Consider the following 13,407-nt stretch of genomic DNA (forward strand, 5'->3'; position numbering starts at 1 on the left):
ATCATGGGGAGGAGGGACAATGGAATGTCTGGTCGAGCTCGCTCAGCAACAGGGTTTCCTGCCACAGTTGCAACCGTATTCTGACCTGGTAGGGGCAAGCCAGCCCCAGACTCAATCGCCCCAGGGCATGGGGTTGGTTGGCAACCAGTTCGGCCCCCCCGCTCTGGCGCTGATGACTGCGCCCTCCCGCGCCCTGACTCCAGAGATCAAGGGTGAAGGTCAGGGTTCCCGGCTCGGCGCTGTGCAGGGTCGGTGCCACCGTGAGGCCGGTCGGCCCCTGCTCGGCATTGAGGCTTATCTTGGGGATCATCTTGGCCTCCTTGGCCGGGTCAGACTCGCCCGCCCAGACCGTTGGAGACAAGCTGAGCCACAGGAGCAGCATCGCTAGCCGCCGGTGCAGGGGAGTGGTCTGGTGACATGAGCCAACCGACCCGTCCCGAGTCCGCCCCAATAAAAAAGGGGCCCGCAGGCCCCCGAATATGCAAATCATCAGTTGCCGCCCTGATAGACATAGGCGTGGTTGTTGCTGCCATAGACATCGACCTGAGCCGTGTTGTAGCTGGCAGTCTGGACCACATCGACCAGGTTGCCACCGCCGTTCATGCCGGCGTTGACATAGACGTCGGCCACATGGTTGTTGCCGGTCTGGCTGACGGTCAGATCGTTGTCGCTGCCCAGGTAGGACTCGACGGAGGCGTTGTTCAAGTCGCCGGTCTGGGTGACCGTCACGGTCGAGCCGGAGTGGGATGCATCGGCATAGGCCCAGTTGTCGTTACCGGTCTGGGTCACGGTCAGCTCGTTGTCCGAGCCCCAGGTCCAGGCGCCTTTGCCTTCCACATCACGGGCGGCGGCAACCTGGTTGCGATCCCCTTGCTGGTCGATGGCGATCTGGTTGTTGCTGCCCGCTTCCTGCACCGCGTTGGCGTAGTTGTCGTCACCGCTCTGATCGATGGTCACCACGCCAGCGGTGCTGCTCGCCAGCTGCTTGACCACGGCCTGGTTGCCGTCCCCCATCTGCTCGACGCTGGCCTGGTTGCCCGCGCCCCGCTGCTCGGTGTCGGCGCGGTTGCCATCACCCACCTGGATGATGGTGCCCTGCTCGCCGACCCCACCCTGGTAGGCAATCGCCTGGTTGTCATCACCCAGCTGATCGATGGTCAGCACATCGTCACGGCCAGTCTGGTTGGTGTCGATTTCGTTACGGTTGCCAACCTGAGTCAGGGTGGCACTCTCGTTGGTACCGGCCTGGTTGGCGGTCAGGACGTTGCCCTCACCCGCTCCGGAACCGGACTGGGCCGTTTTCACATAGCCATCGACACCGCTCTGGGTCACATAAGCCTTGTTATCGAGATCGCGCTGCTCGACCTGGGCCTCGTTGCCACTTCCCGATTGAGTCACCTTTGCCAGGGTACCCTCCGGATAGACGTAACCGTAGCTATTGGTTGCCTGGGTGACGGTGGCCTTGTTCAGCTGACCGGACTGGGCCACCTGGGCTTCGGCACCATCGGCAATCTGCTGGGAGACGCTGGCCTCATGGCTGTTGCCAAGCTGGCTGACATTGGCGATGGCTTTATCGGACCAGTAGTTGTTGATACTGGCATCGTTGTTGTTGCCAATCTGGCTCACGGTGGAGCTGGCACCATCACCGTTATCCTGCATCACATCGGCACTGTTGTGGTTGCCGACCTGGGCGACGGAGGCGTGGGAGCCTTCGTTGAACACCTGCTGGGTCACGGTCGCGACGTTGAAGTTGCCCGTGCTCGCCACCTGGGCAACGGATCCTGCGGTGCTGGACTCCTGAGTCACCAGGGCATCGTTGCCTGCCCCGGTCTGAGCCACGCTGGCCTCAGACTGGCTGGTGTTCTTCTGGATGGTTTTCGCCTCGTTATCGGCACCAATCTGGCTGATGCTCGCCTGATTGTGGTTGCTGTCATCGAGCTGCTCGACCGTGGCCAGGTTGTTGTTGCCGGTTTGGGCGACAGTGGCCTGGTTGTTGGCGGAAGCCGCCCAGACGCTGGAAGTAGCCAGTAATACGGCAGAGGCGATGATGGTACGTTTGAACATGATTTCCCTCTCGTGCTTTGGTGTGAGCCTGGGCTCAGTTGGTTTGAACTACTCTCACTTGCTGGTTGGCGCCCGCCTGAATGACGGTGGCCGACAGACCGGAGCCGTTCTGCTCTATGCTGGCCAGGTTGCCATCACCGAGCTGAACGGCCCGTGCCCTGTTGTCATATCCGCTCTGGCTGATCCAGGCCTGGTTGTCCATGCCCTGTTGCCACAGCCACATCTGGTTGCCGATGCCGGCCTGATAGAGCTCGGCGCTGTTACCAACCCCGAGCTGAACGGCATCGACCCAGTTATTGTCACCGACCTGCTCCAGGCTCAGCTGTTGCTGCTGGCCCTGTTGCATCAGGCGGACCTGGTTGTCGTTGCCTGACTGGCTGAGCTGCAATTCGTTATCCGATCCGAGCTGCCAGAGATGGGCCTGGTTGCCCTCCCCCCGCTGGATCAGTTCAAGCTCGTTGCCCTGACCCAGTTCGCTCAGGGAGGCAAGGTCCTGCGCCAATGCGGGCAGGCCTAGCAGACTCATGATCAGCAGGACAGGATTCAGGTATTTCATCTGCGATTACCTTTTTGAAGTGCGGGTCCAGTATCCCCAGCCCCCCTGGCCAGGGCCATCAGCCACACAGCTGATTCGAGGCTGATTCGGATCCCGGGGTTATCTGGGAGAAAAGGCTGAGGTCGCGCTGAGCCATCCCCCTCGTGAACAGAGATGGCGCCGAAGGGAGGGATGGGAAATAAACATAAAAAAACAGGCCCATGACGGGCCTGTACTGACGTTTTCGAGGAGTGAGCGCGCTCGCCAGAGGAGGCAGTGCCGGATGCGTTCCTGTCGCTAGAGAATGGGGGCGCTGTCTTGCAGATAGCCCTGCAGTATGGGGTTTTCCATGTCCCGCGCATCGGCAAGCTGCCAGAGGTTGTCTCGTACCCCGTTGGCAATGAGCCGGATCACCGCCGATTCGATGGCAGACATGACACACATCTGTACCGGCTCGTTGGTACTGAAACCCGCCTCCGCCTCCAGCAGCCGTTTGTACTCGACGAAGCGGAACACCCCGGCCTGCACCTGCTGGGAGAGGATGGTCTTGGAGGTGGTGACACTGTTGAGAATGCGACCGGAGCGGATATCGACGGCCCTCAGGTTGACGGTCACCTGATCGACCCGGTATTCGCCACTCGCCCCTATGCCGAAGTACTTGGCCCCGGCACCGCCGGTACGCACATTGCTGTCATAGGCGACGATGCCCCCCTCGATCAGGATATTGGCCGCCACCAGGGAGGGTAATTGATGCTGATTATTGCCGGGCACATTGGGTTTGTTTTGCGTGGCCCGCACAATCTTGCGCTCGGTCAGCAGGTTCTGCAGCCCTTCCCGCTCCAGGGGCACGAACCACTGGGAGTCCCAGAGCGCCGTGCTCAGCATCGCGACCCCGCCCTGGGTCACGGCCGTGGAGAAGTTGGAGGCCGGGGCTGGCAGATACTGACCGGTCTGATCGCGAAAATCGTAGACGGCAGCCACTATCTTGCCCTTGGGCTTGGGCAGGCTGATCAGCTCTTTATAGGAGATGGATCTCGGCATCAGGGTCGCCTTCTCGTCTGCCTCGGGAGAACCTATATGCGTGGCACAGCCCCCCAGGAGAGAGAGGGTGGCAAGCAAAGGCAGGGCGGCGAACAGGGGTATCCGTTTCATAGCATCCTCAGTCGGCGATCAGGCCATTCACTTCGATCAGGGTGGTTTCGTTCGTCGCTCTATCTGTGATGGAGATGGCCAGGGTGCCATCCTCATCCACTACGTTGATCGCGAACTCGTCGGTGACCAGGCTACCGCTTTGGCTGCCATCCTTGCCGACGTCGGCCAGCAGCTGGCTCACCAGCCGCGACTGCAGGCTGGAGGTGAGTCTGTCCAGTGCCGAGGTGCCACTGCTGCCACCGGCTGAGGGATCCTTGTAGTCGTTCTGGGCATTGGCCGTGCCCAGCAGGTGACTGCTGTTGAGCGGGTTGCCGCCAAAGCTGGGGTTGACGGGCCGATAGATAAGCTCGGAGGCAGAGGCGGTCATGCTGACCGTCAGCGCCAGGAGCAGGAGGCGTGAGCACATATGCCATGTCCTTATAGTTCATCGTGTTCCAGATCGAAGGTATCCATGAACAGGATGGCGACCTTCTGCTGTCGTAAAACCTCGCTCACCTGAGCCCAGGCCTGCTGCGCGGCAGCCTCCCCCTGACTCCGTACCGGAGAGAGCGCCGTCCTGAACAACACCTTGCGATTGTGGGTGATCCAGATAAGGCTCCCCCATCGCGCCGTCGGCCGTTCATGTATGGTGATATTCTCTCGGGCATGGGGATCTTCATCCTCCCGCAGCCGGCTGAAGTGGTGATAAAAGCCCTGGCCAAAGCGGGTGAAGGTGCGATCTATGACCAGGCCGCCTATCTCTATCCGGTCGTTCTCCTGCTCGGGTTGCAGGGACTCCAGCGGCGCGTTGGCATCCCCTTCGCTGGCCGCCAGGGCCCCAGAGATCAACCAGAGACAGAGCAGCCAGCTGCGCATCAGTGGGAGCTCGTCATATCGAGGTACTCTTTGGCCCAGCTCACCGCCTGCAACCGATTCTTGACGTTCAGCTTCTTGAAGACGTTATAAAGGTGGGACTTGATGGTGTGCTCGCTGACAAACAGGGTGTCGGCTATTTCGGTATTGGAGGCCCCGGTCATCAAGTAACGAATGATCTCGCGCTCGCGCACCGTCAGCAGATTCTGGCTGCGCTGAGCCGGCTCCATGCCCTGCCGGTAATAGCTGACCAACTCGCACATCAGATGACGCGGGATCCAGAACTCCCCCTGCATCACCTTCTTGATACCGGCCACCAGACGATCCAGAGGATCCTGACGGAAGAAGAGACCGCTGGTGTTGGGCCACATCAGCAACAAGTCGCGATCCGTGCTGGTCGGCGCATTGAGCAACACTGTGCTGGCCGATTCGAAGGCGGCAATATCCCGGTTCCAGCCAAACTGCTGGCTCGACTTGAGATAGTCCAGATCGATCAGGAACAGGTTGCAATCTTCGATGGCCAGCAGTTGATCGGGATGGCTGATCAACCGTATCGGCTCACCGAGTTGGGCCATCAGATAGGTAGTGAAGGTCGTCGCCTGAACATTGCCTTCGGTCACGAGTACCAACGGAGTCTCTGTCATCATGGGGCTCTTCCTTGAACGGTGTGCCTGTCGGCTTGCATCGTTTTTATGTGCCAATAATGGTCGCAAGAGAGTAACAAGCCCCGATTTTTACACAGCATTAAAAAAGCATTAGGCGCCATTCAAACCCAAGTGAAACTGTTTTTTTACTAGACAATACAGAGGACTAGGACAGCCCCCCTATTTGGGGGGGGCAAATGAGACATAGATACTCCGGCTGTCATCTCTCTCCTTATCCCTCTGGTATGGGCAATATCTCAAGAACGTGAAGCAGCCCCCACAGCGCCGCTTGCCCGGATCCCGGCACCTGCGTTAGCGTATTGCCGAATACAGAACCCGCGCGTCAAACCCGTTTCGGGTTGCTAAAGATGTGCTATCAACGGCATCAACTGTTACTATGGCGGGCTAATCCGAACGTCGATGGCAGGGCCCATGCCCCATCGACGACAGGCCAGGGCCCCCGCAGGCAAGATGGTGCCGGGCCTGGGCGGCAGCAATATTTTGAGTAGAACCAGACCAGGTAGCTGGTCGGCATATAAAGGTGGAAGAGAGATTATGGCCAGTCGAGGCATCAACAAAGTCATTCTGATCGGTAACCTGGGGCAAGACCCGGAAGTGCGCTACATGCCGAGCGGCGGTGCCGTGACCAACATCACCCTGGCCACCTCCGAAACCTGGCGCGACAAGCAGACTGGTGAGCAGAAAGAGCGCACCGAATGGCATCGTGTGGTGTTCATGGGCAAACTGGCCGAAGTCGCTGGCGAATACCTGAAGAAGGGTTCCCAGGTCTATGTCGAAGGCAAACTGCAGACCCGCAAATGGCAAGATCAGGGTGGCCAGGAGCGCTATACCACTGAAGTATTGGTGGACAGCTTCAGCGGCGTCATGCAGATGCTGGGTGGTCGTCCCCAAGGCGGCGCCGGTCAGGGAATGGGTGGTCAACAGTCCCAGGGCAACTGGGGTCAGCCCCAACAAGCCGCTCCCCAGCAGAATATACAGCGTCCCTCTGCCCCCCAGCAGAATGCAGCGCCGCAACAGAACATGCAGCAGGGTGGTTACAGCCGTCCGCAGCAACAGCCTCAGTCCGCACCGCCGGTTTACAACGAACCGCCGATGGACTTTGACGACGACATTCCGTTCTGACTAATAGCTCTGCAAAGGCCCTGACCATTCAGGGCTTTTTTTTTGCAAACCTGTGCAACATTGCGTGCATTCCTGACGCAAAGAAGCCGCATCCCCCCCCGATTTCAGCCCAACTCTTGTCCCGAGACAGAGGGCGTGCAAGGGGGCAGGTTATGATGCAGTGAATCGCCATCGAGTAGTGGGACATGATAAAACGCGGGATCCTGATCATTGGGTTAGTAGTGAGTGGATTGCTGAGTGCCGCACCGCTCAAGGTCGGTGTCAGTTTTGCCATTCCACCCTACGTCATAGAACAACAGGGCAAGGGCATAGAGCTGGATCTGCTGCGCACCGCCTTCATGGACAGTGGCTATCAACTCGATTTCCAATATCTGCCCCTGGAACGCACCTTCCGCATGCTGGCCGACGGCAAGCTGGACGCCATCATCAATGTCAGACCCGGCATGCTGGATGGGGCCTTCCTCTCCCGCCCCGTGATCCGCTTCCACAATCAGGTATTCACCCTTGCTCCGCTCACCGTGACCAATCTCACGGCGCTCACGACCCTCAAGGTGACCGCCTTCCAACGGGCGACTCAGATACTGGGCCCCGAGTTTGCCACTATGGCCGCGAACAATGCCCGTTATGAAGAAGTCGCCAAGCAGCAGGGCCAGGTGCACCAGCTGCTGCTTGGCCGGGTTGATGCGGTGGTGATGGATGAGCGCGTCTTCTATTACCATCTGGCGCAGTTAAGGCAGGAGAGAGCCGAGCCCCACATTTATAACCGGGAACGGATCCAGGCCAACGCCCTGTTCAAACCCACCCTCTATCACTTCGCCTTCAGGGATGCGGCGGTACGGGATCATTTTGATCGGGCACTGCTGGCGATGCGAGTGGATGGTCGGTACGAGCAGATCTTCGCCAACTATGGCGCCGAACCATGATCCCTGCAGCAAGCACCCGATGAGCGGCAATAGAAAAGCCAGCCCGAAGGCTGGCTTGTGGTACTGGCTCGAGTGAGCTGAGTTACTTCATGACGCTATCACTCTTGAGATCGGCTTTCTGGCGCTTGGCCTCTCGCTTTTCCTTCAGTGACATCTGCGGCTTCTTCTTGCCATCTTTGCCGTTGTGATGTTCTTTGTTACTCATCATCAAACTCCAAAAATGTGACCGACACTCGGGGGGCTAACCCCTGCTGCAATCCGAATCGTAAACTACAGTACTTCCTTGCCTCCCCATTGAGCGGGAAGCAAAATCAGCATACTCCCTAATCAAGGCCGGGATCCATCCCCATTTGCTCCCCCTCCTCATTCCCTTTGCATCGGCTTTTTTGACCTGAAGAGCGAGCAAACCATTCATGCATATCACTATTTAATTTAACGCCTGGCCAGAACCCGCATTTAATGTTCTATCTCTCGTCACAAATATGTCCGGCAGAGAGCCAAGTGAACAGGGAAATAATTCGGCACTAACAGGGGGTAAATGTGATGGCAAGCGGAGAATAAGAAATAATCAGCGAAATGTGATAAGGTATTTCATTCCCAACTTGCCAGGAGAGCCCCGTGAAAAAATTGGAAATGAAAGATCTGACCGATAAAGAAAAAGCCGATATCGCCCAATTGCTGCAAAAGGCACAGGCCAATGCGGATCATCCGCTGACCAATGGCGAGCGCAACAAAATCCGGGAAGAGGGCCGCCTCAAGGTGGTTGCCGATCGCGCCGAAGCCGCCAAAGAGGCCTCTCGCCTTGCTCGCGAGAAAGCCAAGGAACGGGCTCGCAACCAAGTGCTGCCAGAGACCTTCAGCTGGATTGACTCCGTCAGCGACAAGTTCCGCGGCCGCCGCTGACCACTCAGGCTCGTCACCCAGGGACAACACATCCCGAGTGGCGAGTTCGAGACTGACTCGGATCGCCCCTTAACCACAATTTTTTCAGGTTTTTTCACCCGACCCGCCCTCCGGCATTATACCCAGTAGGCAGGGGCGATAATTCAGCGCCAAGGCAGGCCATACAAGGTTCTGCCTCTTTTCTCCTCAAAAAGCACCTGAACCATTCAAGTCTCTTTTTTGGGAAAAGCGAACACCAGATCGGCTGCTGAAAGAAATGATTTACGAGATAAAGATTGCCATCACGGAGATGGCATGTTTTAATGTTTCTCGATGGTTCGGTAGTTCAGACCACATTATGTTAGGTAGTCTCTAGTAAAGCAGTGATTAGATAAGAGTTGTCCTCGGATTCCACTTATCAAATAATTCTCCTTCTTTAGTGCGCCATACGTATTCTGACGAAAAATCATAAATTGCCATATGGCACTTAAACACTGTAAAGGAAATTATTATGTCTAACAAAATGACTGGTACCGTTAAATTCTTCAACGCTGAAAAAGGTTTTGGCTTCATCTCCCCGGCTGACGGCAGCAAAGACGTGTTCGTACACTTCTCCGCTATCCAGTCCACCAGCTTCAAAACCCTGGACGAAGGTCAGCGCGTTGAATTCACCATCGAGCAAGGCCAGAAAGGTCCTGCTGCTGCCAACGTAGTTGGTCTGTAATTCAAGCCAAGGGCCAGTAACCAGACTCAAGTCTGCTGACTGACCACTGCAAGAATTAAAAAAACCCGCCTAGGCGGGTTTTTTGTTGTCTGAAAGTTGCCTGAAAAACGGTGAAGCCCCCTCCTTGCCCTGACACGCTCCCTCTCTCCTGCCCCATAAAGATGATAATAGATATCAATTGCGTTTAATTCTCATTTAATTAGAATGCCTGCCGAAACGGTTTCCCCGTTTGAGGCTCAATCCAGCCGTCCCAGTGCGACACCAAGATCCCGGGATGCCATGGCGGATTGAGAAACTTTCCTTCCCAGGAGTTCAGGTTCCCATGACCAGCATACGCATTACCCCCCTTGCCCCTCTGATATTCGCAGCCCTTGCCAGCCAGGCTCATGCCAGCCAGAACGAAGTGATGGTTGTCACGGCTTCAGGTTTCCAGCAGAAGATTGAAGAGACCGCCGCCTCCATCTCGGTCGTGACACGCGAACAGCTGGAGAAGCGCGCCTATCGTGACGTCACCGATGCCTTGAAAGACGTGCCCGGGGTTGTGGTGACAGGGGGTGGCAGCAGCAGCGACATCAGTATCCGGGGCATGGGCTCCAAATACACACTGATGCTGGTCGATGGTAAACGGGTCGACAGTCGTGGCACTCGCCCCAACAGCGATGGTCCCGGCATAGAACAAGGCTGGCTGCCTCCCCTGCAAGCCATAGATCGCATTGAGGTGGTACGCGGCCCCATGTCCTCCCGCTATGGTTCCGATGCCATGGGCGGCGTCATCAACGTCATCACTCGCAAGAGCGCCAGCATGACCGCATGGCAAGGCTCACTCCACGCCGACTCCACCTTTCAGGAAGATCAGGAGTCCGGAGATATCTTCCAGACCGACGCCTATGCAGCGGGCGCCTTGGTCGAGGGATTGCTGGGGGTGAGGGTCAATGGTCTGCTCTCCCATCGGGATGAGGATCAATTCGAGAATGGCTTTGCCGAACAGGAGATGCGCAGTGGTACTGCCGTATTCAGTCTGACGCCAGATGAACACAACAGGTTCGACTTCGAGGCCAGTCGCGGCCTGCAAGACAGGGATCGCACACCAGGTGACTCGATTCCCACCAAAGCCAAGCCGAGCCTGAATCGCTACGAGCGCACCAATTACGCCATCACCCACGACGGCCAATATGAGTTCGGCTCATCCTCCAGCTATCTGCAACACGAGGAGAACACCAATCCGGGTCGGCAGATGAAGATGCTCAACACCATAGCCGACACCCACACCCAGTTCATACTCGGCGATCACTATCTGAGCATCGGTGGCCAGTACCGCTATGAGGATCTGCAGGATCAGGGCAACCAGCTCAAGGTGGCCAATAGCGCCGATCAGCTGACGCGTTGGAGTTGGGCGCTGTTTGTGGAGGATGAGTGGGCCATGACCGAGGGTTTCGCCCTCACCGCCGGTGTGCGCCTGGATCAGGACGAGAATTATGGTGACCACTGGAGTCCACGCCTGTATGGCGTCTGGCATCCTGCCGAATTCTGGACCCTGAAGGGAGGCGTCTCTACCGGCTATCGCTCCCCTGACTTGCGCATGTCTGCCGCCAACTGGGGTCAGGCCACCGGAGGTGGCACCCAGGATGGCATCCTGGTCGGTAATGCGGACCTCAAGCCAGAGACCAGCCTCAGTGAAGAGATAGCGCTGCTGTGGGATGGTCAGCAAGGGTTGAATGCCAGTTTGACCCTGTTCAACACCGATTTTAACAACAAAATCTCCGAGGTTCGGCGCTGTTCCAGCAAGAGTGACCCAAGCTGTACCCTGAATGGCTACACCTATGACTTCATCAGCGATCGCATCAACGTCGACGAGGCGAACATGCGCGGGGTGGAGAGCACGGCCAACTGGGCGATCAATACCGATTGGTCCCTGGCCTCCAGTTATACCTACACCCAATCCGAGCAGAAAAGCGGTCCCATGGCTGGCAAACCCCTCAACCAGATGCCGCGCCACATGTTCAATACCTCGGTGGATTGGCAAACCACGGAGCAAGTCAGCCTCTGGTCGCGGGTCAACTTCCGCAGCAAGACCTCGGACTACCAGAGTCGCGCCAAAATGGCCGACGGCACGCCCTCCTACACCTTCTTCGACACGGGATTGGTCTACAAGGCCAACCAGGACTTGAGCGTCACTGCGGGCATCTACAACCTGCTGGACAAGACGGTGGATTACGGTAGCTACGGCACAGTGCTGGACGGGCGCCGCTACAACCTGGGGTTGACCTATCAGTTCTAATCACCCTCCCGGCAAGACAAGAGGCCCGCATAATGCGGGCCTCTTGTCTTGTGGCGAGTGGGGGCGTGCTGGCGAGCGTCATCACCCTAGCGTGGCAGGCTGATCCTTGCTTCCAGTCCCCCTTCGGCCCTGTTATGCAGGGTCAACTCACCGCCGTGCTGGTGCACCAGGGTACGGGCGATGGAGAGCCCCAGCCCCACGCTGCCCGATTCGGTATTGCGGGCCTCGTCCAGGCGCACGAAGGGCTTGAACACTTCGTCGAGCTGGTCATGGGCTATGCCTGGCCCCTGATCGAGCACCCGAATGATCAACTCCTGAGGGCCAGGTTCGAGGCGAACCTCCACCTCCCCCGCGTACTTGAGGGCATTGCCTATCAGGTTCTGCAACACCCGGCGCAGGGTGTTGGCACGGCAGGCGTAGACCAGCTTGCCTTCTGCCTCGAAATGCACCGGCTGACCCATGTCGGCATAGTCGTCGCACAGACTCTCCAGCAGGCTGACCAGGTCCAGCCCCCGAGTCTGCTCCTGGGTGCCTTCGTCCCGGGCAAAGCTCAAGGTCGCCGCCAGCATCTGCTCTATCTGTTGCAGGGTCTGCTGAATGCGCTCCTTGTCCTCACCATCGGCCAGAAACTCGCTGCGCAGCCGCAGGCTGGTGATGGGCGTGCGCAAGTCATGGGAGATGGCAGCCAGCATCTGGGTCCTGTCCTGCACGAAGCGATCGAGCCGGGTGTGCATGCGGTTGAATGCCTGGATGGAGTCGCGGATCTCGGTCGGCCCCTCCTCCTTGAGCAGCGCCGTCTCTTCGCCGCGCCCCAGCTTGTCGGCATTATGGGCCAGCTGCTTGAGGGGGAGCGTGGCACGGCGAAACAGCCAGATCATCATGCCGATCACCAGACTGGCCACCAGCAGCAGGTTGAAGGTGGTCTGCCGCGACCAGGTACCCGCCTCCTTGTCTACCAGGGAACTGAACTGCAACCACTGGCCCCCCGGCAGCTCGATGGAGCCGTAGAGCCGCATATCCTGAGGAGGCGGCCCCTTGCGATCATCCATCATGCGCACATGATGGCGCCAGGCCCGGCTGCGGGGCGCATCCTTGCTCAGCTCGGCACTGATCTCCACCATCAGATCCGGGGGATAGCCCAGCTTGCTGCGCACCAGCGCCTCGAAGCGGGGACTGCGGTTGTCCGGTTGCAGCGGCTCGGGGGCGAGGCGCAGGAACAGGGTCTCGCTGCGGCTCGCCTTCAATATCTCCCGGTGCAACTCGGGGGGAGAGAGGGTCAACAGCCTGACCACAGAGACGATGCGCTGCATGGCATTGCGGCTATTGATAAACCCCAGCGCCTCCTCTCTATCTGTGCGGTAGATCTGGATGCTGAGCAGCTGGATCAGGATAAGCCCGGCCAGGGCCACCAGCACTATCTGACCGGTGAGCCCCTTGGGCCAGAGCCGCTTGATGAAGGCCATGGCGTCAGACCTGGGTCACATCGGCGGCGAACAGGTAACCGCCGCCCCAGATGGTCTTGATGAGTTCGGGATTCTTGGGATCCCGCTCCAGCTTGCGCCTCAGTCGGCTGACCAGGGTATCGATGGCGCGATCGAAGGCTACCGCCTCCCGGCCCCGGGCCAGATCCAGCAGCTGATCCCGGCTCAATACCCGCTGGGGCCGCTCCAGAAACACCTTGAGCAAGTCGAACTCGGCGGTAGAGAGGCTCAGCCCCACCCCATCCTCATCGAGTAACTCCCGGCGATTGATGTCGAGCAGCCAGCGGTCGAAGCGCAAATCCCGGGACAGCGTCTCCGCGGCGGGTTGCTGATCGGCCTGGGTACGGCGCATCACCGCCTTGATCCGGGCCAACAGTTCGCGAGGATTGAAGGGCTTGGCCAGATAGTCATCGGCCCCCATCTCCAACCCTATGATGCGATCTGTCTCCTCCCCCATGGCGGTGAGCATGATGATGGGCAGCCTGGATTTGACCCTGAGCTCGCGGCACAGGGTCAGACCATCCTCGCCGGGCAGCATCAGATCGAGCACCAGCAGATCGAACTCGCGCTCCTCCAGCAATTTCTTCATCTCGCGCCCATCGCGGGCACAGCTGACCCGCATGCCATGCTGCTCCAGAAAGCGCTTGAGCAAGTCGCGGATCTCGCCGTGGTCATCGACCACCAGGATATGGTTGTTCAACTGATTCATGACGCGACTCTCTCTCAGAC

15 protein-coding genes are annotated in these 13,407 nt (G+C 58.5%); 5 read left to right on the top strand and 10 right to left on the bottom strand.

What is annotated here, in order from left to right:
* Position 1 precedes the first annotated feature (1 nt).
* The 7 genes from csgH to M2367_RS17350 form a co-directional block, all read right to left on the bottom strand.
* Positions 2–310, bottom strand: coding sequence for a curli-like amyloid fiber formation chaperone CsgH (gene csgH / locus M2367_RS17320; RefSeq protein ID WP_259237373.1), 309 nt, complete (start codon positions 308–310; stop codon positions 2–4).
* Positions 311–489: 179 nt separating this feature from the next.
* Positions 490–2,064: a curlin gene (locus tag M2367_RS17325; RefSeq protein WP_224431879.1), complete on the bottom strand. Its 1,575-nt coding sequence runs from the start codon at positions 2,062–2,064 to the stop codon at positions 490–492.
* Positions 2,065–2,098: 34 nt separating this feature from the next.
* Positions 2,099–2,620 carry an RIP homotypic interaction motif-containing protein gene (locus tag M2367_RS17330; protein WP_224431878.1) on the bottom strand — a complete coding sequence of 174 codons (522 nt, stop codon included), beginning with the start codon at positions 2,618–2,620 and terminating at the stop codon, positions 2,099–2,101.
* A gap of 276 nt (positions 2,621–2,896) precedes the next feature.
* Positions 2,897–3,751, bottom strand: coding sequence for a CsgG/HfaB family protein (locus M2367_RS17335; protein WP_042042026.1), 855 nt, complete (start codon positions 3,749–3,751; stop codon positions 2,897–2,899).
* A 7-nt stretch (positions 3,752–3,758) separates the two neighbouring features.
* Entirely contained in the window at positions 3,759–4,157 is a 399-nt protein-coding gene (locus M2367_RS17340) for a curli assembly protein CsgF (protein WP_042042027.1), read from the bottom strand.
* A gap of 11 nt (positions 4,158–4,168) precedes the next feature.
* A complete protein-coding gene (locus M2367_RS17345; RefSeq protein ID WP_052448216.1) occupies positions 4,169–4,606 on the bottom strand; it encodes a CsgE family curli-type amyloid fiber assembly protein in 438 nt (145 codons plus the stop codon).
* The gene (locus tag M2367_RS17350; RefSeq protein WP_224431876.1) at positions 4,606–5,250 is read right to left on the bottom strand and encodes a LuxR C-terminal-related transcriptional regulator; all 645 of its coding nucleotides are present in this window, start codon (positions 5,248–5,250) and stop codon (positions 4,606–4,608) included. Before M2367_RS17350 ends, M2367_RS17345 begins: the two co-directional genes overlap by 1 nt.
* Positions 5,251–5,802: 552 nt before the next feature.
* On the opposite strand from M2367_RS17350, the gene M2367_RS17355 reads away from it, so the two are divergent.
* Together M2367_RS17355 and M2367_RS17360 are read left to right on the top strand one after the other, a co-directional pair.
* On the top strand, positions 5,803–6,390 hold the full coding sequence (locus M2367_RS17355) for a single-stranded DNA-binding protein (protein ID WP_259237377.1): 588 nt from the start codon (positions 5,803–5,805) through the stop codon (positions 6,388–6,390).
* A 185-nt stretch (positions 6,391–6,575) separates the two neighbouring features.
* Complete coding sequence (locus M2367_RS17360; protein WP_259237379.1) at positions 6,576–7,313, top strand: ABC transporter substrate-binding protein; 738 nt, start codon at positions 6,576–6,578, stop codon at positions 7,311–7,313.
* Between the two features lie 82 nt (positions 7,314–7,395).
* On the opposite strand, the gene M2367_RS17365 is transcribed toward M2367_RS17360, so the two are convergent.
* Positions 7,396–7,518: a hypothetical protein gene (locus M2367_RS17365; protein ID WP_157013978.1), complete on the bottom strand. Its 123-nt coding sequence runs from the start codon at positions 7,516–7,518 to the stop codon at positions 7,396–7,398.
* A gap of 413 nt (positions 7,519–7,931) precedes the next feature.
* Here M2367_RS17365 and yjbD point away from each other — a divergent pair, with 413 nt between their 5' ends.
* The 3 genes from yjbD to M2367_RS17380 all read left to right on the top strand — a co-directional run bounded on the left by yjbD (position 7,932) and on the right by M2367_RS17380 (position 11,197).
* Positions 7,932–8,216, top strand: a complete 285-nt coding sequence (gene yjbD / locus M2367_RS17370; protein ID WP_040319253.1) for a DUF3811 domain-containing protein — start codon at positions 7,932–7,934, stop codon at positions 8,214–8,216.
* Positions 8,217–8,706: 490 nt separating this feature from the next.
* Entirely contained in the window at positions 8,707–8,919 is a 213-nt protein-coding gene (cspA, locus tag M2367_RS17375; RefSeq protein ID WP_005316548.1) for an RNA chaperone/antiterminator CspA, read from the top strand.
* A 322-nt stretch (positions 8,920–9,241) separates the two neighbouring features.
* Entirely contained in the window at positions 9,242–11,197 is a 1,956-nt protein-coding gene (locus M2367_RS17380; protein ID WP_259237399.1) for a ligand-gated channel protein, read from the top strand.
* Positions 11,198–11,283: 86 nt separating this feature from the next.
* Here the strand turns inward: M2367_RS17380 and M2367_RS17385 are convergent, their stop codons facing one another.
* Positions 11,284–12,660, bottom strand: coding sequence for an ATP-binding protein (locus M2367_RS17385; protein ID WP_259237401.1), 1,377 nt, complete (start codon positions 12,658–12,660; stop codon positions 11,284–11,286).
* 4 nt (positions 12,661–12,664) lie between these two features.
* Positions 12,665–13,387, bottom strand: a complete 723-nt coding sequence (locus M2367_RS17390) for a response regulator (RefSeq protein WP_042042034.1) — start codon at positions 13,385–13,387, stop codon at positions 12,665–12,667.
* Between the last annotated feature and the right edge of the window lie 20 nt (positions 13,388–13,407).

It is taken from the genome of Aeromonas sp. BIGb0445 (genome assembly GCF_024809075.1).
Lineage (GTDB): Bacteria > Pseudomonadota > Gammaproteobacteria > Enterobacterales > Aeromonadaceae > Aeromonas > Aeromonas rivuli.

Excerpts from the sequence above, each read along its gene's own strand:
- csgH (WP_259237373.1), bottom strand. The coding sequence starts at position 310 with ATGATCCCCAAGATAAGCCTCAATGCCGAGCAGGGGCCGACCGGCCTC.
- M2367_RS17325 (WP_224431879.1), bottom strand. The coding sequence starts at position 2,064 with ATGTTCAAACGTACCATCATCGCCTCTGCCGTATTACTGGCTACTTCC.
- M2367_RS17330 (WP_224431878.1), bottom strand. The coding sequence starts at position 2,620 with ATGAAATACCTGAATCCTGTCCTGCTGATCATGAGTCTGCTAGGCCTG.
- M2367_RS17335 (WP_042042026.1), bottom strand. The coding sequence starts at position 3,751 with ATGAAACGGATACCCCTGTTCGCCGCCCTGCCTTTGCTTGCCACCCTC.
- M2367_RS17340 (WP_042042027.1), bottom strand. The coding sequence starts at position 4,157 with ATGTGCTCACGCCTCCTGCTCCTGGCGCTGACGGTCAGCATGACCGCC.
- M2367_RS17345 (WP_052448216.1), bottom strand. The coding sequence starts at position 4,606 with ATGCGCAGCTGGCTGCTCTGTCTCTGGTTGATCTCTGGGGCCCTGGCG.
- M2367_RS17350 (WP_224431876.1), bottom strand. The coding sequence starts at position 5,250 with ATGATGACAGAGACTCCGTTGGTACTCGTGACCGAAGGCAATGTTCAG.
- M2367_RS17355 (WP_259237377.1), top strand. The coding sequence starts at position 5,803 with ATGGCCAGTCGAGGCATCAACAAAGTCATTCTGATCGGTAACCTGGGG.
- M2367_RS17360 (WP_259237379.1), top strand. The coding sequence starts at position 6,576 with ATGATAAAACGCGGGATCCTGATCATTGGGTTAGTAGTGAGTGGATTG.
- M2367_RS17365 (WP_157013978.1), bottom strand. The coding sequence starts at position 7,518 with ATGAGTAACAAAGAACATCACAACGGCAAAGATGGCAAGAAGAAGCCG.
- cspA (WP_005316548.1), top strand. The coding sequence starts at position 8,707 with ATGTCTAACAAAATGACTGGTACCGTTAAATTCTTCAACGCTGAAAAA.
- M2367_RS17380 (WP_259237399.1), top strand. The coding sequence starts at position 9,242 with ATGACCAGCATACGCATTACCCCCCTTGCCCCTCTGATATTCGCAGCC.
- M2367_RS17385 (WP_259237401.1), bottom strand. The coding sequence starts at position 12,660 with ATGGCCTTCATCAAGCGGCTCTGGCCCAAGGGGCTCACCGGTCAGATA.
- M2367_RS17390 (WP_042042034.1), bottom strand. The coding sequence starts at position 13,387 with ATGAATCAGTTGAACAACCATATCCTGGTGGTCGATGACCACGGCGAG.